This window comes from Alicyclobacillus herbarius DSM 13609 (assembly GCF_000430585.1).
Taxonomy (GTDB): Bacteria; Bacillota; Bacilli; order Alicyclobacillales; family Alicyclobacillaceae; genus Alicyclobacillus_G; species Alicyclobacillus_G herbarius.
Genome location: NZ_AUMH01000011.1, coordinates 28,334 through 52,178 on the forward strand (window position 1 = coordinate 28,334; position 23,845 = coordinate 52,178).

General features: G+C 55.8%; 22 protein-coding genes. 1 reads left to right on the top strand and 21 read right to left on the bottom strand.

Features of this window, described 5'->3' with window-relative positions; genetic code table 11:
• Positions 1-25 precede the first annotated feature (25 nt).
• From H522_RS0108915 to H522_RS0108990, 16 genes are all read right to left on the bottom strand, one after another.
• Positions 26-1,405, bottom strand: coding sequence for a YheC/YheD family endospore coat-associated protein (locus tag H522_RS0108915; RefSeq protein WP_051344100.1), 1,380 nt, complete (start codon positions 1,403-1,405; stop codon positions 26-28).
• Positions 1,406-1,424: 19 nt separating this feature from the next.
• The gene (locus tag H522_RS18555; RefSeq protein ID WP_162143497.1) at positions 1,425-2,783 is read right to left on the bottom strand and encodes a YheC/YheD family protein; all 1,359 of its coding nucleotides are present in this window, start codon (positions 2,781-2,783) and stop codon (positions 1,425-1,427) included.
• A gap of 79 nt (positions 2,784-2,862) precedes the next feature.
• Positions 2,863-3,399 (bottom strand): outer spore coat protein CotE, encoded by a 537-nt coding sequence (gene cotE, locus H522_RS0108925; RefSeq protein ID WP_026962033.1) that lies wholly within the window; start codon positions 3,397-3,399, stop codon positions 2,863-2,865.
• Positions 3,400-3,572: 173 nt separating this feature from the next.
• Positions 3,573-4,547 (bottom strand): dipeptidase, encoded by a 975-nt coding sequence (locus H522_RS0108930; RefSeq protein WP_342664393.1) that lies wholly within the window; start codon positions 4,545-4,547, stop codon positions 3,573-3,575.
• Positions 4,531-4,791, bottom strand: a complete 261-nt coding sequence (spoVS, locus tag H522_RS0108935) for a stage V sporulation protein SpoVS (RefSeq protein ID WP_026962035.1) — start codon at positions 4,789-4,791, stop codon at positions 4,531-4,533. Before spoVS ends, H522_RS0108930 begins: the two co-directional genes overlap by 17 nt.
• 133 nt (positions 4,792-4,924) lie before the next feature.
• Positions 4,925-5,704, bottom strand: coding sequence for a TIGR00282 family metallophosphoesterase (locus tag H522_RS0108940; protein ID WP_026962036.1), 780 nt, complete (start codon positions 5,702-5,704; stop codon positions 4,925-4,927).
• Positions 5,705-5,779: 75 nt separating this feature from the next.
• Positions 5,780-7,333 (bottom strand): ribonuclease Y, encoded by a 1,554-nt coding sequence (gene rny / locus H522_RS0108945; RefSeq protein WP_035453264.1) that lies wholly within the window; start codon positions 7,331-7,333, stop codon positions 5,780-5,782.
• Positions 7,334-7,585: 252 nt separating this feature from the next.
• Entirely contained in the window at positions 7,586-8,401 is an 816-nt protein-coding gene (locus tag H522_RS0108950) for a regulatory protein RecX (protein ID WP_026962038.1), read from the bottom strand.
• A complete protein-coding gene (recA, locus tag H522_RS0108955) occupies positions 8,376-9,422 on the bottom strand; it encodes a recombinase RecA (RefSeq protein ID WP_026962039.1) in 1,047 nt (348 codons plus the stop codon). Before recA ends, H522_RS0108950 begins: the two co-directional genes overlap by 26 nt.
• 227 nt (positions 9,423-9,649) lie before the next feature.
• The gene (locus tag H522_RS0108960) at positions 9,650-11,230 is read right to left on the bottom strand and encodes a DEAD/DEAH box helicase (RefSeq protein ID WP_026962040.1); all 1,581 of its coding nucleotides are present in this window, start codon (positions 11,228-11,230) and stop codon (positions 9,650-9,652) included.
• Positions 11,231-11,271: 41 nt separating this feature from the next.
• Positions 11,272-12,540: a competence/damage-inducible protein A gene (locus H522_RS0108965; protein WP_026962041.1), complete on the bottom strand. Its 1,269-nt coding sequence runs from the start codon at positions 12,538-12,540 to the stop codon at positions 11,272-11,274.
• Positions 12,541-12,545: 5 nt separating this feature from the next.
• Positions 12,546-13,124, bottom strand: coding sequence for a CDP-diacylglycerol--glycerol-3-phosphate 3-phosphatidyltransferase (gene pgsA, locus H522_RS0108970; protein ID WP_026962042.1), 579 nt, complete (start codon positions 13,122-13,124; stop codon positions 12,546-12,548).
• A 166-nt stretch (positions 13,125-13,290) separates the two neighbouring features.
• Complete coding sequence (locus tag H522_RS0108975) at positions 13,291-13,788, bottom strand: YajQ family cyclic di-GMP-binding protein (protein ID WP_026962043.1); 498 nt, start codon at positions 13,786-13,788, stop codon at positions 13,291-13,293.
• A gap of 55 nt (positions 13,789-13,843) precedes the next feature.
• Positions 13,844-14,815, bottom strand: coding sequence for a helix-turn-helix domain-containing protein (locus tag H522_RS0108980; protein WP_026962044.1), 972 nt, complete (start codon positions 14,813-14,815; stop codon positions 13,844-13,846).
• A 27-nt stretch (positions 14,816-14,842) separates the two neighbouring features.
• Positions 14,843-15,643, bottom strand: a complete 801-nt coding sequence (locus tag H522_RS0108985; protein ID WP_245578066.1) for a DUF3388 domain-containing protein — start codon at positions 15,641-15,643, stop codon at positions 14,843-14,845.
• A gap of 45 nt (positions 15,644-15,688) precedes the next feature.
• Positions 15,689-16,702: a hypothetical protein gene (locus H522_RS0108990; RefSeq protein WP_155836308.1), complete on the bottom strand. Its 1,014-nt coding sequence runs from the start codon at positions 16,700-16,702 to the stop codon at positions 15,689-15,691.
• A gap of 199 nt (positions 16,703-16,901) precedes the next feature.
• Here H522_RS0108990 and H522_RS0108995 point away from each other — a divergent pair, with 199 nt between their 5' ends.
• Entirely contained in the window at positions 16,902-17,213 is a 312-nt protein-coding gene (locus H522_RS0108995) for a hypothetical protein (protein WP_245578067.1), read from the top strand.
• Positions 17,214-17,248: 35 nt separating this feature from the next.
• Here the strand turns inward: H522_RS0108995 and H522_RS0109000 are convergent, their stop codons facing one another.
• The 5 genes from H522_RS0109000 to H522_RS0109020 all read right to left on the bottom strand — a co-directional run bounded on the left by H522_RS0109000 (position 17,249) and on the right by H522_RS0109020 (position 23,440).
• Positions 17,249-17,866: a hypothetical protein gene (locus H522_RS0109000; RefSeq protein ID WP_155836310.1), complete on the bottom strand. Its 618-nt coding sequence runs from the start codon at positions 17,864-17,866 to the stop codon at positions 17,249-17,251.
• 99 nt (positions 17,867-17,965) lie between these two features.
• A complete protein-coding gene (locus H522_RS0109005; RefSeq protein WP_026962049.1) occupies positions 17,966-20,473 on the bottom strand; it encodes an FtsK/SpoIIIE family DNA translocase in 2,508 nt (835 codons plus the stop codon).
• Between the two features lie 104 nt (positions 20,474-20,577).
• On the bottom strand, positions 20,578-20,796 hold the full coding sequence (locus tag H522_RS18560) for a YlzJ-like family protein (RefSeq protein WP_035453268.1): 219 nt from the start codon (positions 20,794-20,796) through the stop codon (positions 20,578-20,580).
• The gene (locus H522_RS18565) at positions 20,793-21,593 is read right to left on the bottom strand and encodes a ClpP family protease (RefSeq protein WP_051344113.1); all 801 of its coding nucleotides are present in this window, start codon (positions 21,591-21,593) and stop codon (positions 20,793-20,795) included. Before H522_RS18565 ends, H522_RS18560 begins: the two co-directional genes overlap by 4 nt.
• 191 nt (positions 21,594-21,784) lie before the next feature.
• The gene (locus H522_RS0109020; RefSeq protein WP_026962050.1) at positions 21,785-23,440 is read right to left on the bottom strand and encodes a ribonuclease J; all 1,656 of its coding nucleotides are present in this window, start codon (positions 23,438-23,440) and stop codon (positions 21,785-21,787) included.
• Positions 23,441-23,845 lie beyond the last annotated feature (405 nt).

Genomic DNA, 23,845 nt, shown 5'->3' on the forward strand with positions numbered 1-23,845 from the left:
GATTTCCCCTTTCCGCGACGTACGTCTAGATCTGCTCCGCCAGATGGATGGCATACTGAATGGGCCGGATGAACGCCAATTCGGTCAAGTCCTGGCGCCCTTTCGCCGATTCGGGCGTTTTCCACGGTTTCGAGTTGACCTCAATGACCCAAATCCGCCCTTCCTGATCAACTCCGATGTCAATCCCGAGTTCGGCAAACGATTTCCCGGCGCCTTTCTCGACCACATCGACAACTTCCCGCGCCGCTCGGCGAATTTTTCGTAAGATGGGCGTCGGCGCGAGCTCTTTGCCCGCGATGGCGCGTATGACTTCGGGCACCGGTTGCGCCTCACCGCCGCTGCTTAGGTTTGACGTGATTTCTCCCGACTTGGCCACCCGCGCAAACATCTTGGTCCGACGCCACTGTCCGCTGCCGTCGCGCTGCATCAAAATGCGAATGTCAAACGGCCGGTTATGCACAGTGGCGAGCAGGATCCCTTGTTGGAGAAGATACGGGCGGGAGCATAGGCGAGACTTTAACCGTTCCACCACTTCCTCCGCACTGGGCGCAAAGGCGGCCTGTGCAGGCGCGTGTTTGCGCCGCACGGTCCACTGATAACCCTCCGCCGTACGCTCCACGCGGACTACACCCAAACCCAGGCTGCCATGCACCGGTTTGAGGTATGTCAGCGGATAGCGGCTGATAAATCCTGCAGCCGCTGCCGTCGTCGTGTACCGAGTCGTCGCAGGCAGCCAGCCACGGGTGCGCGAATTGGCCATCAACCACTCGTGGACCTGCCATTTATCGAAAAATCCATCGTTGAAAATGCGGTCTCCATAGACCTTAGACAGTTCCTTGCGGACTTTTGCCCCGCCGGCGCGGCGCTCTACCCTGCGTGAGACGACCTGGTCGTAGATCACGTCGGGCAGTGGCAGCTGGTGCGGGCTCCAGCTGTTCCCGTCGTGGACGTATCCGCGCACTCGCCGCTCTTCCAAGTCAACGTCGGAGGCGCCGAAGAGGTAGCACAACGCGCCGGCCTCACGTGCAGCGGCCGCCAATTTTTCGAGACCTAGCAGTTGCTGGGTCACCTTCAGACTCTGCCTGCGCTCATCCCAACGCGGGTTGCATAAGATACCTACCAGCGGCCCGATGCGCAGCTTTCCATTGATAAAGAAAGCAGTCAACTCGGCCCGCAGGTCGAAGATGCCGAGCTCGCGGGCAAGTTTACTGCTCATCCGGATGGTGTCGGCTGGTACTGTGGCATCCACACCCAGTGGTACACGAAAAGTCCTTCCCGCACAAACCAGATCGCAGGACATGGAGGTTTCCGATGGCGTAAGCGTTCGGAAGACCCGGGGATGGAGCCGTAGCGATGAATACGGATCTGGAAACCACTCTAGTTTCATGCGTCGATCCGTGTCCATTCGGCCCTCTCCTTTCCGGTCATGTCTCGTCACGAAACCCAGCCGCGTTGATAGCATATTCGAGCCAGTTTCGTAATGACATCTCCCGGACATCCGTCCCCAACAATCTCAGCATCCGCCTACCCGGTGTCGGATTCACCTCGAGCACAAAGACCTCGCATTCTTTGGACAAGGCCAGGTCAACCCCAAGTTCCGCAAACGGCCCGTAGTGGTGGTAGAGGTGTTCGGCGACGCCAAGCGCGATTTCATCCAATCGGTTCAACAGCTGTTCGGGTTGGGACCACCCCAGTTCTCGAAGCGCCGATTCGGCGTTCTCTGGACGCCCTCCGGTGTGCAGGTTGGTCGTCACCGCGTACGGCCTCCCAATGCGCGCTACCCGCGCGGTCACACAAGGCGTCGGGGTAAACTGAACCAGCCAACGAAAATCTACAGGTTGTCCGTTCGGAAACCGGAAAACAGGAATCGTTTGCTGGACAATACATGGCGTGATGCGGCGCGCCATCCAAAAGTTCGACAATGCGTCGACACTCGAGAAGCGCCGCCGGACCACGCTCAAGACCTCCTTGTTGGCCACCGTCCGTCGCTTGTGAAAGACGGTTTCCCAGACGTCTGATTGCTGACATAATCGAAACACAGACGCACCCCGGGCGCGCCGGGTCGGCTTGACGTAGACGTCCTTCAAATCAGCCGCCGCGCAAACGAGGTCTCGAACTGCGCGCGCGTAGCGGGTCGTAGGCAAATGCGCAGCGAAGCGCGGCTGGGCCGATAGTTCCTTATAGACAAACCACTTGTCCCCATATTCGGAAGGCAACGTGTGTACCCGTCCCGATTGTCCCATACCGGAAAGCTCGCGATGTGCGGTCGACTGTGCCTCAGCAAAACTGGCAGCCCGACGCAGAATCACGTCCGGCATCGGGACAGGCTGTTCCCGCCAGGTGTCAAGTTCCGGGTGATATCGCCATCCCAACCCCGACCGCAGAAACCCAGGGGTCAAAATGACCACATCCACCGCACAATCGGCGCCTAGCTTGGCGAGATCGCGAAACAACCGTGTCTGCGAGTCAAACGGCAATCGGCCGTGGCTCAGCCGAGTGTAGATCCCGAGACATGGCCCCAGCCGCCACCCGTTCTCTTCCACTTTTCCATGCAGGTATAGATTGGCCGGCAGGCAGAGCTGCCGGCTGACGCTGGGACTGAAGCGGACCACGTTCACGCCTGTAGATTCTCGAGAAAAGGCGACCGGATGGATCGGCGTGCCTTCGGGCGGCGTCACAGCGATGGTGCGATCCCCGTATCGGATCGTGTGCGGCGGAGTTTCTCCCTCCCAATCCATACGTTCACCGGTTAATCGTGGATCGGTTATCACGCGCAGCAGCAATCGTACTCGCTCCTTCAGTCCGCATGGCCCGAGAAAAAAGGGGCGTTCCCACGCCCCGACGGCCATATTGTTCCATCCGTCAGTCCTCAATTTCCACTTCTTCAAGCACTTCGTCTTCGTCCGCGAAGTCGTCGTCCTTCTTCTTGGGGAGTTCAGCGGTCACCACGCAAAGTTTCGTCTGACCAATCAGTTCGACGCCCATTTCCTTTTCGACGCGCACAAGGATTTCCGATCCGTTCCCCGTGATGGTGGCATCCAGGCAGTTCGGATTCTGCAGAACGCGTACCTCGACCTGTCGGCTGTCCCGCTCGCACGCCACATCCAGGTCACGCAGGGCGATTTGCTCGACGTACGATACCGTATCCTTGGCAACCGCCGTTTCCGAGTTGCCATTGTACGAATACCATACATTGATGTCGAACCGACCGTGGACCTCGACGTAGTCTCCAACCAGCTCTGCATCATAGTGGTGATTCATCACCCAGCATCCCCCGATGGTGCTGGGACGGTTGGCCGGACGCACCGTGTAGGTAGTCTGCGAATACTTGCTGCCACGCCCGCATACCGCGTTGGCGACGATCTCACGGTAACTGAAATCTTTCGTTGAGAGTACCATGCGGCAACCTCCTTCTATTCCCGGACTGTCAGCCGATTGACGCGCCGCCCCGCCCAGGCCGGGTTAGTTCATCAGTATGCAGAGCGCCCACATGTGGTGCAAAAATGGGCAGTGCCCATGTCTCAGGCACTGCCCATCTGTAAATGATGATATCTGTCCTCCCGGTCTCGCGCCTAGGACAAGACCTGAAGCAAAAAACGTTCCAGATTTTCTGCCATCAGCTTCCGGGTCAATGCTTCCCCATAGCGCTCCCGCAGTTTGCGGGCCAACGCCGGATAGTCGCCCATGTCCGCCAGTCCAGGTATCGGATGCGACGTGCCATCAAAGTCTGACCCAAAGCCGAGATGGTCTTCCGCCCCTAGGTTGAGCATGTAGTCCACGTGCTCCAGAACCGCATCCATACTCAGGTGTTCCCTCTCCGATACAAACGAGCCCTCAAAGGTGAGCCCTATCCACCCGTCACGTTGAACGATTTCTCGAATCACCGCGTCGGGGAGATTGCGGGGATGCGGATGCACCTGCCGCGCGTTAGCATGTGAGGCCATGACCGGCCCGTCGGAGCAACGCAGCGCATCCGCCGTGCTCCCATCCCCCAGATGCGCGAGGTCCAGCCACATGCCGAGACGAGCCAGTTCGCGCACGAGTTCTCGCCCGCTACGCGTCAGGCCTGCGTTGCGGTCTTCCAGGCATCCGTCGGCAAACTCGTTCGCATCGTTCCAAGTCAATCCCACACCCCGGACGCCTAAACGGTGCAAAACCCGGAGAAGCGAGACCTGGCCGTGCAGGCATCCGGCTCCTTCCAGAGACAATACGGCTGCCACCTCTCCTTGCTGGTGCGCGGCCGAGAGCCCTTTCGCATCGACAACCATGCGGACGCTGCCTGGACGGACCACATCGTGATAGAACCGGTCCAGGCAGCGCAGTACCTGTTCAAGCTGAGTGCCCGAGGAACGGCGAGGAGAGGTAAAGAGGGCAAACACCTGAGTTCGGACGTGAGCTTCCTGCATCTTCTGATAGCTTGCCATCAAAGGCGAATCTCCATAAAAAGGGTGTCTTTCTTCGTCCATGCGCCAAAGAACGTCAACATGTGCGTCAGCAATCGCTACGGGCGTCAATCTCTTGGTTCTCCCTTCACCTTGGTTCGACAATCAGCTTGATTGCCGTTCGTTCCTCCCCATCGATGACAATATCCGTGAATGCCGGTATACAGATTAAATCCACCCCACTGGGTGCCACGAACCCGCGGGCAATGGCCACCGCCTTGACCGCCTGGTTTAGTGCACCTGCCCCGATGGCCTGAATCTCGGCGGATCCACGTTCTCTCAAAACTCCTGCCAAGGCCCCTGCTACAGAATTGGGATTGGACTTGGCGGATACTTTTAATACATCCACGCTCGGATGACCTCCTTCGGGAAAACCTCGGGACTAGGACACTATATCGATATTCACAGATTCCAGAATGATTCCTTACGACACGGAAAATCGTCACCCGTCGCAATCGTTCTCCAGTCTACAGAACGACTGTTCAGGATTCGAAAATGAGGATGCGCTCAATGTGGTTCGCCTTACCCGTTTTGTCATCCAAATCAAGGAGAACCGCGCAAAATTGGCAAGGCCCGTCGGCGACGGTAAATCGCTCGGGCATGTGGGTTAACATTTTGCGTAGAATCCGCATTCGGTCCATGCCGAGGATCCCGTTGCGGGGGCCAACCATCCCGACATCCGTAATCATGGCCGTGCCCTGCGGTAAAATCCGTTCATCGGCGGTCTGTACGTGCGTATGTGTACCCAACACCGCGGAGACCCTACCGTCCAAGTGCCACCCCATGGCCAACTTTTCGGAGGTCGTTTCGGCATGTATGTCCACGAGCACATGTCGAACCTGCGGGTGTTCCTGAAGAATTTCGTCCACTGCCCGAAATGGGCAATCCAGTTGACTCAGAAACGTCCTGCCCATGACATTGATGAGGAGAACCGGCGTCCCGTTGACCGGGCACAGCGTGAAACCACGCCCGGGGGTCCCCTTTGGATAGTTGGCCGGACGAACGATACGCGCATCGGAATCAATGTAGTCGATGAGTTCTTTCTGATCCCACGTGTGGTTGCCCAGCGTCAGTAATTCCACACCTGCTTCATACAGCCTTTCGGCCACACGCGGCGATAAGCCGCGCCCACTGGCGCAGGCATTCTCCCCGTTGGCCACGACGAGGTCCGGGTGCCACTCGGAATAGTGCCTTGCCAGCACCGCGGCCGTAAACTCCAGTCCCGGCCGGCCCACGATGTCGCCGATAAACAATACACGCACTCTACAACCTCCCTGCCGCCAACTTGCACACCTACCAGGCAAGACCGGAAAAAATAGAGTAGCCCATCGGCTACTCTATTTTGCGTATTCCACGGCTCTAGTTTCTCGAATCACAGTGACTTTGATTTGTCCAGGATAATCCAGCTCATTTTCAATCTTCTTCGAGATCTGTTTAGCGATCCGTATGGACTCCGCATCATCCACCATTTCTGGCTTTACAATGATGCGGACTTCTCGTCCGGCCTGAATCGCGTAGCTCTTCTCAACACCTTCAAACGACTCCGCAATCGACTCCAACTGTTCCAGACGCTTCATGTAAATGTCGAGGGTTTCCCGACGCGCCCCGGGTCTTGCTGCCGAAACCGCATCTGCGGCGGCAACGATGACAGAGACTGGGGAGGTAAATGGAACATCCCCGTGATGAGCCGCAATGGCATTGATGACAACCGGGTGCTCTCGGTATCGCTTAGCGAGATCAACCCCAATTTCGACATGTGAACCTTCGACTTCATGCGTGACCGCTTTGCCGACATCGTGCAACAATCCACCGCGTTTTGCCAATTGAACATCCAGGCCTAACTCTGCTGCCATCAACCCCGCCAAATGCGCCACTTCAATCGAGTGTTTGAGCACGTTTTGACCATAGCTTGTGCGGAATTTCAAGCGGCCCAGAAGTTTCACCAGGTCTGGGTGCAAACCGTGAACACCCGTCTCAAACGTGGCCTGTTCGCCTTCCTCACGAATGAGTTCGTCGATGTCTCGACGAGCCTTTTCAACCATTTCCTCAATTCGCGCTGGATGAATTCGACCATCGGCCACCAACCGCTCTAACGCAACCCGGGCAATTTCCCGCCGAACCGGATCAAACCCCGAAAGAATGACCGCTTCGGGTGTGTCGTCAATGATGAGGTCGATACCCGTCAGCGTTTCCAGCGTACGGATGTTCCGACCCTCACGCCCGATAATGCGGCCTTTCATTTCGTCATTCGGCAAGTTGACGACCGAAACAGTAATTTCAGCCGCGTGGTCTGCCGCACAACGTTGAACGGCGGTTGCGATGATATCCCGAGCCTTTTTCTCCGCTTCCAGACGTGCCGCTTGCTCGATTTCCTTCATTAATACGGCCGCATCGTGGCGGCTCTCCCGCTCAACCGCCGAGAGAATCATTTCGCGGGCGCTTTCTTGCGTGAGACCGGAAATTCTCTCTAATTCAGCAACACGCTGCTGGTGAAGTTGCTCGATTTCAGCCTCCAGAGTACGGATGCGCTGCTCTCTCGCCTTCAGCTCCTCCGCCTTTTGCTCCTGAGCTTCCAGCTTACGGTCCAAAGTCTCTTCTTTCTGCAATAAACGACGTTCCAACTTCTGAATTTCGTTCCGGCGTTCACGGATGTCCCGTTCTGCTTCATGGCGAATCCGGTGCGCCTCTTCTTTCGCTTCCAACAAGGCTTCTTTCTTTTTTGCTTCAATGTCACGCTGCGCGGATTCAAGAATCTCGAGAGCTCTCGACTCCGCACTGCCGATCTTCGCCTCCGCGAACGAACGTCGGACGATATAACCCATTCCAAAGCCAACCAACAAGGCCACGACAGCCACTGCCGCCGCGACAACAATGACAAAGGTGCTGGACATGTGTCTGCCTCCTTGCTCACCGCCGCGAACCGCCACGCAAGCAGGTACGCCATGGCGACACCACAGTTCGAGCTAGAGGCCGTAAATGATACGCATTTTTATTGTATATTTCGATGGGAAGGGATGTCAAGGTGAGGAAAACGGCCGCCAGGCAAGCGGGCGGCCGTAAACGGAAACGCGGACCGCGATTTCCATACAGCTGTCGGACGCGGCCCAGCATACATCTCACCCCCCTGTCGATCCGTTCCTTCCTTATTCGGTCCAATCGGTATCGAAGTCCGTGGCGGACTGGTCTGCCTCAGCCAGGATTGCGCGAATGGCAATACGCGATACGTCCACCGGAAATCCTCGCCGGTTTAGGTATGCGGCCAACTTGCGGACTCGCACCTGAGCGTCCGAGTCCTTTATTCTCCGCCAATACCTACGTGCCAACTCTTGGCAAGCATCTTGTTCCGCCTGCCGAACGCGGTCCGCATCCACATAGGGGGTCAGTTCCCGACTCTGTATCCCTTTTTGCCGCAGCCTCCACGACATCTCGCGACGGCTCATCCGGTGGGCCTTCACTTCCACAAAGCGGGCCACATATGCCTCATCATCGATAGCTCCCACAGTCTTCAAACATTTCAGGGCACTATCCACAGCAGCTTGATTGTACCCTTTTTGCCGGAGATATTGGCGCACCTCCGCCTCCGTATGCGAACGTTTCAAGTATCGGAGCGCCACCTCATAAGCCGCAGCTTCGACACTTCTTTGCTCAAGTTCTCTCCGCATGAAAGCAGGGATGCTCTGTCCGACTTTGAGACCGAAATCCGCCCAGTCTCGGAGGGTAACCTGAAGCTCTGACTGGTCATCAAATTGGACAGACAGCCAATTCGTCCGTCCGGTCACTTCCATAACTGCGCTGATACGCGGCGCCTGGCCGTCGGCCTGCGCATCGACCGAAGCCCCGCCGTTGACGAGGGGCCGCTCCCGGCTCTCCCAATCCGCCAGCGCGCGAGTCCGCAAATCACGCTCGTTTTGCGGGCGGATTTGATCGCCTTGGTCACTCTTCGAATACGAATCCTTCATCTTCATCCGCCGCCATTACAGCGATGGGAGCCGGATTTAAGTCAAAGTGGGCTCGTATCTGCTGTTCAACCTCTTCGGCAATCTCTGGGTGTTCTTTGAGGAACTGCTTCGCATTCTCCCGGCCTTGTCCTAATCGTTCATCGCGAAAGGAATACCAAGCTCCGCTCTTTTGAATGATATCCAATTCGGTTCCGATATCGATAAGGCTGCCTTCCCGAGAAATCCCCTCGCCAAACATCAGGTCCACATCCACCTGTTTGAACGGCGGAGCCACCTTATTTTTGACGACCTTAATGCGCATCCGACTGCCCACGATGTCGTTGCCCATTTTCAGCGCCTCAGCACGACGAACCTCGAGACGAATCGTCGAATAGAACTTCAGGGCCCGTCCGCCCGTGGTCGTTTCTGGATTGCCAAACATCACGCCGACCTTTTCCCGAATCTGGTTGATGAAAATGGCAATCGTCTTCGATTTGGAAATGGCGCCAGCCAGTTTCCTCAGGGCCTGAGACATCAGACGCGCCTGGAGACCTACGTGGGAATCCCCCATGTCCCCTTCCAACTCGTTTTTTGGGACCAAGGCTGCGACGGAGTCGACAATGATAATATCTACAGCCCCGCTACGCACCAATGCCTCGGCAATCTCCAGCGCCTGTTCCCCTGTGTCCGGCTGAGAGATGAGCAGCTCGTCCACGTTGACCCCTAATTTTTGGGCATATAAAGGGTCTAACGCGTGTTCTGCGTCAATGAAGGCCGCCTGACCGCCGCGCTTTTGTACTTCGGCGACCGCATGCAGCGCGACCGTTGTCTTACCCGAAGATTCAGCCCCGTAAATTTCAATGATGCGACCGCGAGGGAACCCTCCGACCCCAAGCGCGATATCCAGTGCAATGGACCCGGTCGGAATCGACTCTACATTCATGGAAGCGGACGCTTCCCCAAGCCACATGACAGAACCCTTGCCAAAATCCTTTTCAATCTTTTTTAAGGCCATCTCCAGGGCCGCGCGCTTATCGTTCATGTCGCCACCATCCCGTCTTATCCCTCATCCTCTGAGGAAGCACTCGCTCTGTCTTCGACACCCCTGTTTTCGACACAGGCCGGTCTAATTCCTGTTGCCTATTGTATCAGTTCCAAATGATTATGCAAACACCTGTTCCCATTCATGCTCAGTAAAAAGCGCATCCGGCGCTGTGGTCAGCGCTGAATGCGCCTGGCTGTGCACGATTCGAAGTTCGGTATTCGTGGTTAGCGCATACGACTGCGGGGTTTCGCCGGTTCCAAGTTCACCCTTGATCCGTTAATGCGGCTGTGGCGCAACGCTTCATACACGAACGGGGCCGACTCCTGTTCCACCTCGACAAAGGTAAAGCGGTCGAAAATATCAATCTTGCCAATCGCCTGCCCGGGGACTCCGGCCTCTTCGGAAATCGTCCGCACCAAATCGGACGGGCCGATTCGTGCGGATCGCCCGATGTTGACGAAGAACCGAACCATGCCCGGCTTCGCCCCGGTGTCCCCAAAGTCATAATCCTCTTCTTCACGACCCTGGGTTTCTCCAGCCGAAGCTAGTTTCAACGCCGCACACGCGACATCGACCGGATCGAATTCATCGACGACGTTCCCCAAAATGGCGCGGTAATGGGCAAGGCCACCTTCTTGAATCGTTTGTACCAGTCGTTCCCGCCACATTTCCGCCTGTCGCTCGGCCACATCCGCCAGCGTAGGCACGTCCCGCGATTCGATATGGGCTCCCGTTTCGCGCTGAATCTGTTTCAGCAGCTTAAACTCCCGCGGCGTAACCAGTGAAATCGCCAACCCGCGCTTACCGGCCCGGCCCGTGCGACCGATGCGGTGTACATAGGACTCGGGGTCTTGCGGCAAATCGTAGTTAATGACGTGCGTCACATTCTCTACGTCAATCCCGCGGGCGGCCACGTCTGTGGCAATCAGGAGCTCAATATCCCCGGAGCGAAACTTTCTCATGACCCGGTCGCGCTGCGTTTGGCTCAAGTCACCATGCAGGCCATCGGCCAGGTAGCCGCGCGCCAGCAGGGCCTCCGTCAATTCGTCGACGCCCCGTTTGGTGCGGCAAAAGATAATCCCTAGGGAAACCTCTTCACTGTCGATGATGCGGCAGAGGCTATCCAGCTTATTCCGTTCTAGGACTTTATAGTATACCTGGTCAATCATCGGGACGGTAACCTCGCCACGGTTGACCGTCACGTGCTCCGGGTTTCGCATGTAACGCGTGGCCAGCCGCTTCACCGCGGGCGGAAACGTCGCCGAAAACAAAAGCGTCTGCCGTTCTGCCGGCGTCTCGGATAAGATTGCTTCAATATCTTCGATGAAGCCCATGTCGAGCATTTCATCCGCTTCGTCCAAAACCACCATCCGCACCGAGCTTAAATCCAATGTACCGCGACGCAGGTGGTCGAGCACTCGCCCGGGCGTCCCGATGACAATTTGCACGCCTTGCTGCAGCGCGCGAATCTGATGGACGATGGATTGCCCACCATAAATCGGCAGGGTACGGATCCGCTTGTATTTGGCAATCTTACGAAATTCCCCCGCCACCTGAATGGCCAGCTCCCGCGTCGGCGTCAACACCAAGCCCTGCACTTTTCGATCCGTTGTCACCATTTCCACCATCGGAATTCCGAAGGCGGCTGTTTTCCCAGTACCGGTCTGAGCCTGTCCAATCACCTCCCGGCCTTCCAGCACAAGCGGAATACACGCCGCCTGAATCGGCGATGGCTCTTCAAAACCCATGTCATTGATCGCGTCTTGGACGCGTTTGCTCAGCGGTAAATCTGTAAATAATGTCATGTTCTCACCTTTCTCTGCTGTTCCCATCCGGGAGTCGGCGTTTACGCGCCGGCAGGCTTCTCGCCTATCCGTCGATAGACCTCCCAGAGCACCCGTTTGGCGGCTCGGACGCGAATTTGTTCCCGGGACCCTCGTAAGTGCATGGTCCAAGTGGACACCCCGTCCGGGCCGGCAATAGCTGCACACACGGTGCCAACCGGCTTTTCTGGAGTCCCGCCGGACGGACCTGCAATTCCGCTCACGGCCGCTCCAATTGTCGCGCCAAGCCTCGTCTGGACCCCGCGTGCCATTTCCGCGGCCGTCGGCTCTGAAACTGCGCCGTACCTACGCAACGTTTCTTCTTGCACCCCAAGCGCAGCTTGCTTTACCTCGTTCTGATAAGCGACGACCCCGCCTTGAAAGTACGCCGAACTTCCTGGCACCGCCGTTATCATAGAGGAAATTAGTCCGCCGGTGCAACTTTCGGCCAAGGCGAGCGTCCACCCCGATTCCCGCAGCCGACGACCCACAGCCGACGGCAAGGTTTCCTCATCGGTACCGTAAATATAATCCGCAAACCGCCTACGAATTTCTTCCTCAATCGGTTTGATTAACGCATCTGCAACACTTTCGGATTCCGCAGCCGCGGAGATGCGCAACAGCATCTCCCCTTCACCCGCGAGCGGAGCCACAGTTGGATTGGACTTGTGAAGCAGGTCGCGAATCTGCATATCGACATCCGACTCGCCAATGCCACAAAAATGCAGAACGCGCGAACGGATCAATCGCCGGTTGGAAAAAATAGTGTGCAATTTTGGGATGACGCTGTTCGTCAGCATCGGCTTCATTTCTAACGGAGGACCCGGCAACAAGAAATAGTGTACGCCATCCGCGAAAATGTACTGCCCCGGCGCAGTGCCGTTGGGGTTGGGTATGAGTTCTCCACCTTCAATGCAGAGCGCCTGTTTCCGATTCGATTCCGGCATCGGGCGACCGCGCCCGTGAAAGTACGATTCAATCTCGCGCAGAGCGGATTCGGACAAAATCAGCCGCCGTCCCAAGGAAGCGGCCAGCGCCTCTTTCGTCAAGTCATCCTCCGTCGGGCCAAGTCCTCCCGTCACAATGACCGTGTTGGATCGCTTCGCCGCCTGCTGAAAGACCTGCATCAACCGTTCCTGGTTATCGCCAACGGCGCTGTGATAAAACAGAAAAAACCCTTGTTCCGCAAGGGTCTGGGAAATCGTCTGGGCATGTCCATTGGCGATTTGCCCAAGCAGGATCTCGCTGCCAACCGCGATGTGTTCTGCGCGACAGACGTCTTCGACCTGCAATCCGCTCAACCCCTTACGTCGATGACGTGCTTGTTCTTCACAAAATAATCGATTCCTGAGCCGACGGTGAGAATCACCATCACATAGACCATCAAGGTATCAAAAGGAAATTGGATAACAGAAAACGGAAAGTTATTCACAATCAAAGCAACCATAGCAATGACTTGAGACAACGTCTTTAATTTCCCCAGCTTGGAGGCCGCCAGTACAATGCCGTCGGCCGCCGCCACAAGCCGCAGTCCAGTCACGGCAAACTCCCGGCTAATAATCACGATGGCCACCCAAGCCGACAACCTTTGCATCTCAACCAAGCTGATTAAGACCGCAGAAATGAGAAGTTTATCAGCCAGTGGATCGAGAAATTTTCCGAAGTTCGTGATGATTTTTCGTTTCCGAGCAATGTAACCGTCAATCCCATCGGTACTCGCTGCCAGAATAAACACCAAGGCCGCGATGATTTCACTGCCTGTGGTTGTCCGATGGTTAATTGTAAAGGACCAGAAATCGAACCGAACCAGCAGCAAAAACGCGATGACCGGCACAAAGAAAATTCTGGCTATCGTAATCCGGTTAGCCAGATTCAATCGTACCCACGCCCCATTCCTCGCTGCGCATTCTCCACGCCGTACTCACCGCACTCAGTATAGCCCACGGCAAAAAAAGGTGTCAAAGTGGCCATTCAACACTCGCTGCCTGACACAGTAGTCCCTACAAACCAGGCATCGTGTTCCGAGCGGATTGAACGCCCTGTTACGAGCGAAAGTTGATGAACTGTAAGGGAACGGGTAAGTCAGCCTCCCGTATGCGTTGAATCACAGCCTGCAAGTCGTCACGGCTCTTTCCGGCAACGCGTACCTGATCGCCTTGAACGGAAGCTTGGACCTTCAATTTACTATCCTTAATCATTTTTATGATTTGCTTTGCGACGTCTTGCGAGATCCCTTGCTGCAACGCAATCGTCTGACGGACCATTCCGCCGCTGGCGGCCTCGACTTTTCCTCGCTGCAATGCTTTCAGGGATACCCCTCGCTTGACACACTTACTCTGTAAAATGTCAAACACAGAGGATAGCTTATATTCGTCATCTGCGACCAACGTGATGATGGACTTCCCGTCAAAGTCAATGCGGCTATGGCTGCCCTTGAAATCGAAGCGGGTCGCAATCTCCTTATTCGCTTGGTTCACCGCATTGTCGACTTCCTGCAGGTCCACTTTCGACACTACGTCAAACGATGCTTCCTTGGCCATTTGTCCACCCTCCAAAATCCAGCAAAACTTACCTGAGCCAACGCGATACGAACCGTTACCCGGCCGTATTCGTCTTCGTAATTTCCACGTTCACCTTGCCGTTGATTGGAGGCAGAGTGACAGACTTGCCATTGATATGCAACTGGACCGCATACGCAGCCCCGACCACAATTTCCATCGAGGATTTCGCCTGCCAGGTACGCTTCTGTCCTGTTTCAATCATATCGCTGGCGTCCACGACTTTTCCATCGGCGGTCACTTGTGTCCAGCACCGGGACTTCATCGCATCGATCTCTACGCGCAAAGGATCTGCCGTCTGAACCACATACTTTTGTACACCATTCTGATACGGTTCTGTTGTAATTTGCACGCTCGGTTTCACTGGTTTAACCGGCGTAGGATGCGAATGCGTTCCCTGGGCATGCCCCACTTTGTTTCCGGTGGTATTCCCGTTGGACCCGATCGCACGATTGGTAGAGCTTGCATTCATATTGGATTGGTTGGAATCATGGCCGCTATGTCCGTGCGCCTGACTAAAATACCACCAACCGGCTCCAAGCACGACGAGAATGGCCACCACAATCGCCGCCTGCCCGCTTCCACTCGGCAGGGAGACGTTCCGTTTCCGTGCCCCACCGCGGCGCGTCCTGGTCGAATGAACAGGCGGATTGTCCGCCTCAAAATGGCGAGCTGATTCGTCTTCATGAGCATCACCCGGTGCAGAGACACGGACCGCATTGGTCGATGGTTTTGCACCCTCTCCACGAAGCCCCGCGTTTGACGAAGAAGGGGCACCGGTTTGCCGCTCATCCGCACCTCGGAGCAGCTCTAACCCGTCGAGTCCCAATACCTCCGCATAGCTCCGGACAAAGCCGCGCCCATACACCTCGCCCGGCAAGGAACTCCAGTCTCCTTGTTCAATAGCCATCAGATACCGCTTGCGAATCTTCGTCATCTGTTCGACCTGATTGAGGTCCAGTCCCATCTCCTCACGCCGCCGTCGCAACGTCTCACCCACATCACGCATGCCGAACCCTCCAGACATCCTATCCCTCTATTCCTGCCAATTCGCCGCCTCTCGCTCATATTCCTCGTATGAGATTTGTTCCTCTGGATAATGACGTAGTTCAATCAACAAGTCAAAGACGTTCCAGCCAAAGCGCGAGTGCCGCACGAAGATATCCGGGTGTTCAATCACAATCGGAGCAGGCAACGCCATCACCTGATCGACCAATTGCATATGCTGTTCACCCCCGCGTAGGGTGGACACTGCACCGTCGATAATATAGACAAACCGCTCACCGTGCCAGTACTCGTTCGGTAAATCCTTGCGTATCGTCTGCCGCAATAGGGTGGACGAGATAAAAGTCCAGCGTTTATTGGCATACACACTCGCAGCCACAATCGATTCGGTCTTGCCGACGCGGGGTTGACCGCGAAACCCGATGACCTGATGACCCGGACGTTTCAATATCTCCCCGAGAAAATCGACCAAAACGCCCAACTCGTCGCGGACAAAACGATAGGTTCGAGTCTCCGTATCGCTGCGCTCGATAAAACGGCCATGACGCAGAGACATCCGATCTCGCAACGACGGCGGCCGCAAACCTGCCAATTCCACATCATCCAAACAACTCAGAATGTGCCGAAGCACCTCTACATTGGCTGGGTGCGTGGTCTGCAGGAGAAAGCCACGACTCTCTTCGGAGAGGTCGTTTAACTGCACGATATTAAATCCGAGCATTCCCAGCAACGAAGCGAGGTCCCCCAACAAGCCCGGACGATTCTTGCGGATACGGTATTGGAGATAAAACTCATGCACTGGCAATCCCATATCCGTGTTCTCATTCGACATGTCGATACGGACTCCTTCCTCATAGATTACCATAAACCGCCACTGCTATGCGGAGACCCCCAAACTTACTTGCCATTTCTGTTTCACATCCGCGGCAATGGTTTGCCACTGTTTGTCTGGAAAACCAGGCTGGCTCGCCAGCGTCGTTTGAATCCGCTCCAGATTCGTCTGCACGTTCGCAGGTAAAGCCGGGAGCTTAACCTCGATTTGTGGCGCGGTGTTGACTTCGTGGATCCCCCCGTGCCAGCGATTCTTCGCGTACAGTTTTAAATCGCTCGCCAGCGCGGAGACCGGAGGCAAGGCGAGGGAGACCGTATCCGTCGACGCGTCCGTGGACGGCGGAGTCACCAACCACGCCCCTGAAGCGGTTGCAAGTTGGCGGAGACCGGAAGGGACAGCCCCCCAGACGATGACCACCTTGGGCAGCTTCCGCAACCCAGCCAGAGACAAGGGTTCCACCCGTGCCACCGTATCACTGTTGTACAGGCCCGCTAGCACGGCGTGGCTCATCTCTGGAGCAGGCTGTTGATTCCCATTCACGAACCAACCGACCGTTCCGACTGGCTGAGCGACCTCCATCGCGGCCGATCCGGCCAGCCACCCCGTCGCATACGCCGCCAACTGCGGATTTTCGACAACCTGGCGTAAATTCTGCAGTTGGACATGCGCCGTCTGGCGACTCAACCATTCTACGCGCAGTTCGTTGTGCTGATGCAGAAAAGAGATGAATTGCGCGTCAGGAGGACCATCCGCCACGACCACCAATAGAGGCAAGGAAGCCAATTGGCGATTCACCAAACCACGCACCTGCGATAACACCTGGCGTGTATTGGATACTGTCTGGGTCTTGAGGACCAAACCCGTCGACGTTTGCAAGTCGTCAACCTGACGTGTCGACCAATGCGGTAGATTGTTACCCACCAGGAAGACCAGTGCCGCCTTTTTTGCGACACTCGGATGCATGGATGAAAGGTCAGGAGCTCCACACCCGCTTGCCATGAATAGCGCGAGAATGGCACCTATCCCACGTCCCACCCGGGCTATTCCCCGTGAACGCAAGAAACACACCCCTTGCTGAAAAAATCGCGACCCATCTAAAGGCCGGGTACGCTCGTCGCCGCCTATTGTACCATGTCTAAGACGAGGACTTAGGTCCAAGTCCTTGGATTTCGGAAATGTCCTTGCGTTTCTGTGGATAAACCGAGATAATGGGAGCAAGAGGTGGCAAATAATGACCCATTCAGGAGAACATCTGTCGGTGGCAAAGGCGCTATATCAACTCAATTTTTATTTAGAGATTCTCAATCTGCCCATTACGGTCAAAGACTTATATCGGCGCGCCTATCGCCAACAACGCAACGATCAATTCGACGACCGCTGGCTGGATCATTTAGAGGAAAACCCAGAAGTTGTCGAGTCGCTGGACGAGCCTTTTACGACCCAGACCATCATTGAGGTATTGATGAAAACCGGACACCAACCGTTGGTGCGGGCTTTAATGCGTGAAGTTCGCCGCCGCGACATCGGAGTGTCACATGCTTATATGTTCGGTCATACAAAGCGGCGTTAACCGCTTTGTATGACCTGCAGCGAGTCGGAATGTGGTTACGAAAGTTGATTCACATCCACCTCAAACCAACAGTCATCGAGATTTCCGTGATCTGCCTGGGAGCGGCTCATTAGGTCTGTAAACTGAATACCGTCTCCACCCATGGCAGACACACTCAGTTTCTGATAGGCCGCTCGTCCCAACCCCGCACTCGCGATGACCTCTCCATTGTCACCGGAGCCACTGGACAGAAAGGAAAGTTCCCCTTCCACCACGTCCTTGTTGCTCGCGAATAGTTCGGTAAAAAACGTTTGAACGTCGCGCGCAATCGTCCATCTTACCTTGCCAGCATCCCCTGTAGAAAGATTCACGGTAGCCGAAACCAGATAACCGTTTCCGCGCGGAAGTACGACCAGCTCGTCCAATCCAGGAACCACGCCTACATGCCGCGCAACCGCCGAAACCACCGAATTGGGAACATCCTTTTCTGTTGCCGACCGAGCTGCCGAAGTGTTCACGTTGTCCACTGCTGGTCTAGCTTGACCGAGCCCATACGTCGTTATAAGTGGTTGCAAACCGACTTTTCCGACGGCATATAGCGCTACAGCGCCACAAAACCATAGCGCCAGCCAACGCACCCGCCTTGGACGCTTTGCACGGCTTGGAAATGGCATGACGGATCCCCCTCATGCACGTGCTCAGGGTGTCGCAGCAGAGGGGTACGGTTCCCCTCCTCGCCGTACATTGTATGAGGAACCTTGGACAAACATGCCTCACGCATTGCGAAAGGACTCCCTTAGAGACAGCCACTGCTCCTTGGAAATTAGGACTTCGCGCGGTTTACTTCCTTCGAAGGGTCCGACCAATCCGTGCTGCTCCATTTGATCGATGATGCGTGCCGCACGCGAGTAACCCACCCGAAAGCGGCGCTGAACCATCGATACAGACGCCTGCCCGGCATCGACAACGAGGTCCACCGCATCGACAAACAAGTCATCCAAATCGTTGGTTCGGCTCTCCTCCTCATCGTCGGCTTCCTCTGACGGATTCAGGTCCACCGTATAGACGGCCTCCTGCTGCTGTTTGACATGCTTGACAAGACGCTCAATCTCTTCCTCGGATAGAAACGCGCCCTGTACCCGAACCGGCTTGGATGCGCCTACCGGAAGATACAGCATATCTCCTCGGCCGAGTAACTTCTCCGCACCTCCCATGTCCAAAATCGTTCTGGAATCCGCCATCGAAGACACGGCAAAGGCAATCCGACTCGGGATATTGGCCTTAATCAAACCCGTGATGACATCGACCGAAGGCCGCTGCGTTGCGACAATCAAGTGAATCCCGGCAGCCCGAGCCATTTGTGCGATACGGCAAATTGCGTCCTCCACATCGCCCGGAGCGACCATCATCAAGTCCGCCAACTCATCGATGATCACCACGATATAGGGCAACGGGTCGGCACCTTCCGCGCGCACCATCTGGTTGTAACGCTCGATATCGCGCGCTCCCCGATCGGCAAAGGCGCGATAGCGGCTTTCCATCTCCTGGACAACCTTTTTTAGCGCATAAGCCGCCTTACGAGGGTCGGTCACCACGGGAGCCAACAAGTGAGGTATCCCATTATACATGGTGAGTTCGACCATCTTTGGATCAATCATCATCAACTTGACCTCGTGCGGCTTGGCCTTCATCAAAATGGAGGCAATCATTCCATTGATGCATACACTTTTGCCAGATCCGGTTGCGCCGGCCACTAGGAGGTGAGGCATCTTTTGCAAGTCGCCGACAATCGCGGTACCGCTGATGTCTCTCCCTAATGCCAAAGCCAGCTTGCTCTCGCCCTCCTGAAATTCCGGCGCTTCGAGAACCTCACGCAGGGTCACCACGGCTACCTCCGCGTTGGGCACCTCGATGCCAATCACGGATTTGCCGGGCACCGGCGCTTCGATACGAATATCTCGCGCCGCCAAGGCTAGGGCAATATCATCGACCAAACCGACGATGCGGGAGACTTTCACCCCGATGGCCGGCTGCAGTTCATAGCGGGTCACTGTGGGCCCGCGGCTGATCTCAAGCACCTTGGCGTGCACGCCAAAGCTCTCTAACGTCATTTCCAGCTTGCGCGCGTTCTCCTGGGCATCCCGATGACTGAATCCGCCTTTCGACCCCTTTGGCAAATTAAAAATACGCAAGGGAGGCAACTGATAATTTTCGTCGCGAACCGGTGCCCCTACAGGGTAACCCAGTTCCTCACCCGGCGGATTCGACTGCGTCCGCTGCGTCTCCGAGTTCCGTTTCGTCTTCTTGGAGCTTGTCGGCGGAGAAGGGTCAGGATACCGCATGATGATTTGATTCCCGACCTGTTCCATGGTAGGGCCGTCGGATACAGCCTCTGCCTCGTGCCGAGCCCGCAATCGAGCAGCAAAGTCGTGCACTACCGGCGCAGCGTCTTCGCGAACCGTTTCACCACCTCTCGCCGCATCAGGGGTAAAGGGCAGATTCCCCGGAGAGGTCTCCGCGTAGGCATGTGCCTTGGCTTTGGCCCTTCTCCTGCGGGAGGAGCGTCTCGCCTCTTCTCCATCCGCCTCCTCGGATACCCCATTCCTTGCCTGGCGGCGCGAGTTTCCATTTCCATCGGTATCTGGCCCAAACAATAACGACAAATAGCCTTGGATGCCTCGCCAAAGCCCTTCCAGACGCTGTTCCATGAAGTCGGTGCCGCGCTGGACGACCGCGACTAAAGACACTCCAGTGGCCAATGCTCCGCCAATGATCACGCCGACGCCGAGAACTAAAAGGGTCCCGGTGCCGGAAAACAGGTAATAGGAAATGGAGAAAAACGCGTACCCGACGACGCCCCCACCGGCACCACTGACGTCCGACGCATCGACACTGGATGGATTCAGGACAAGGCGGGACATCTGTTTGATGGCGGCGATAGTCGCAGAGAACAGCGGAACTTCTCCGTTGGGATAGAACTTCGCGATGTTCTGGTAAAAGGAGTATTCCATGCCGGTGAGCCAGGTGATAAATAAAACCAACAAGCCCATGTGTCGATAATGCCACGGAAAGGTCATGCGGCGAACCATGGTGTATACTGCCGCATAACCAACAAAGACCGGCAGCAGAAAACTCCACGACCCGGCAATCCAGATACACGCGATATCCAAGTATTCGCCCACGATCCCCAGCCTGCCCAGCGCGAGAGCGCTCAGAACAAGCAGCGCCATGCCTGTCAGTTCATAGCGCAAAATGTCTTGCTTATGTTGCTTCTTCCCCACTCGTGCGCCCTCCTGTGTGCCTTCTGGCACGCATTCGGACATTATTTCGAGACGCACAGGTGCAATTCCTGCCAAACAGGCTTTTCGTCTTGCGAGGACGCATACTACTCTCCGGAATATGGAATTTCCTGACCCGGTTGTAGTTCTGGACGTAAAAAGTCTTGCGGGAGTGGGCTCAACACGCGCTCAATTCGTGCCTTACCGAGGCGGGTTGGTGTCACCAACAGGTTGACCCCTTGAAACGCATACTCTCGAAATGGGGACGGCTGATCCAACTCAGACATCACGACACCAAATGGAACAATGCTCCAGAACAGACTCATTGCATCACCCCCGGAGTGATGGCTGACAAACCGGACACCGCCGGACGTCCCTTCTGCTCTGCAATCAGCTGTTGCAACTTGCCCATCGCCTGCCCAATTCCCCCCACCTCGTCGATTAACCCGTAACGAACCGCGTCGGGACCTACCACGGTGGTCCCGATATCTCGGGCGAGCTCACCCGTATTCAGCATTAGGTCGCGAAATACCCGTTCACTGATGCGGGAGTGCTGCACAACAAACCGAATGACCCGTTCCTGCATCCGTTCCATATACTCGAACGACTGGGGCGCCCCAATCACCATGCCGGTCAATCGAATGGGGTGGATGGTCATAGACGCGGTTTCGGCGATGAAAGAGTAATTCGTGCTGACAGCGATTGGCACGCCAATCGAATGCCCTCCGCCTAATACCAACGAGACTGTCGGTTTACTCAAGCTTGCCACCATCTCCGAGATGGCCAAACCCGCCTCTACATCCCCACCCACCGTGTTTAAGATCAATAGGAGGCCTTCGACCTTCTCGTTCTGCTCCACGGCCACCAACTGGGGAATGATGTGCTCGTACTTGGTCGTCTTGTTTTGCGCCGGCAATACCAGATGGCCTTCAATCTGACCGATTACGGCCAAGCAATAGATATTTGACACCGCCTGAACCGTAGACGTTTGCCCCAAGGACTCAATGGTATTCGAGACCACTTGCGGATTTGGCGTCGCATTCGGGGCTGCGTTCGGCGCTTCTGGATTGGCTGGCGCGGGCGCTTCCGGTTGACTCGTTCCCGTAAATTGTAGGTTCGCCACACTGGATGGGTTAGTTGGCAGTTCGGCTTGACGATTCAAACAAAATCCCCTCTCTTCCTGGGCACCAGGTGTCTGAAACAGTGCCACGCTTTGGTCGTAGTATGGGGTGCCGCGCGACGTGCCATGCAAAAAAGCGGCCCCTAGTAGGGAGCCGCCTATTTGAGTCACGACAAACATGCTCGCTTCTTCGCTCAAGCCTCCATAATGATAGGTAAAATCATCGGGCGCCGCCTGGTCTGCTCATACAGGAAACGACCCAGCGCGTCCCGGACGGCCGTTTTCAGAGACGACCATTCACTGATGTTGTCCGCCACCATTTTTGTCAGCGTGGCCTCCACAATCTTGTTGGCCTCCTCCAAGAGCGCCTCCGATTCGCGCACATACACAAAACCACGCGAAATGATATCCGGCCCGGAAAGAATGGTTCCAGCGGTCTTCGAAAGCGTCACCACGACCACCAGAATGCCATCCTGAGACAAAAGTTTCCGATCCCGCAGGACGATGTTCCCGACATCGCCTACCCCGAGTCCGTCAATCAGAACCATGCCTGCGTTCACTTTTCCGCCCAGCCGGGCTCGACCGTTTTCAAATTCCACAACGTCGCCTAAGTCCACGATGAAGATGTTCTCCGGGTTCACCCCGGTCGCTTCTGCCAGTTCTGCGTGCCGCAGCTGCATCCGATACTCGCCGTGAACCGGCAAGAAGTACTTCGGCCGCACCAAGTTCAACATCAGTTTCAACTCTTCCTGGCTGCCATGACCGGATACGTGAACACCTTGATAGATGACATGAGCTCCGATTTTCAGCAGCTGGTCGATGGTCCGCGCTATCGCACGCTCATTTCCGGGAATCGGCGAGCTGGCCAAAATCACGGTATCCCCAGGGAAGATCTCAATCTTACGGTGGGCTGAGCGGGCCATGCGGGTCAGCGCAGACATCGGTTCCCCTTGCGATCCGGTGGATAAAATCAACACTTTCTCAGGCGGCAATTTTCCGACATCGTCCGCATCAATGAGCGTATTGGGTCTGAGGTCCAGGTAACCTAATTGCATCGCGACCTGGATGTTGTTGACCATACTCCGCCCAACCGCGGCCACCTTTCGCCCCACGCGTTCGGCAATGGTCATCACTTGCTGGATGCGGTGAATGTTTGACGCAAACGTGGCGAGGATGACGCGTCCCTCGGCTTGGGCCAAAATCCCTTCAATGGCCTTGCCAACCACCCGTTCGGATGGCGTAAACCCGGGACGTTCCGCATTTGTACTATCGGCCACCAGAGCCAGAACGCCACGTGCGCCGTAACCGGCTAATTTCTGAATGTCGGCCGGTCGACCGTCCACCGGAGTGTGGTCAAACTTAAAGTCACCCGTATGAATGACCAAACCTTCCGGTGTATCGATGGCGAATCCACCCGAATCGGGAATGCTGTGATTGACGTAGAAGAAGGAAACCTTAAATACCCCAGCCTGGATAACACTGTTGCCATCAATCGTGTTCAATTCGGCGGCATCCAGTAAGCCGTGCTCCCGCAGTTTTCCTTCCACCAACCCCAAAGTTAACCGCGTCCCATAAATCGGCACGTTCAAATTCTTTAACACATACGGCAAACCACCGATATGGTCCTCGTGGCCATGGGTTAAGAAGATTCCGCGTACCTTGTCCTTATTCTCGGTCAGATAGGAAATGTCAGGAATAATGGCGTCAATCCCAAGCAACTCTTCTTCCGGAAATTTGAGTCCTGCATCGACGACAATGATATCATTGCCGTACGTATAAACCGTCATATTCTTACCAATTTCCCCAACGCCCCCCAGAGAGACGATGGTGAGTTTCTGCTTACGCGCCAACGTAGCACCTCCGTATTCGATGAGCCACCTCCGCAGCTCGTACACTTTTTACATAAAACACAAAAATAGACTCCCCCGATGACGTGAAGCCTCGGTTTTCGAAACTGGGCATAAAATCCCCGCTGTATCCGTTCTCCGACCCGTCGCACACCATTCCGAACAATGCGCACACAAACCGTAGCGCCTGCCTGAATACACAGGCGCGCTGCCCATTTGCGATTGTCAGGCCGCCGCACCAGTCACGTTGTGTTTATTATAACCGCATGCGTCGGCAATCACAACCAGGGCGCCGGCCATAGCCCCGAATAGGAAACCCAGCCATGAGACGATGGAACAAAGGGGCAGAAAGGCTCGCATAAAAAAAGCGAGGGTCTCCCCTCGCCGCTGAAATCCTACTATACATCA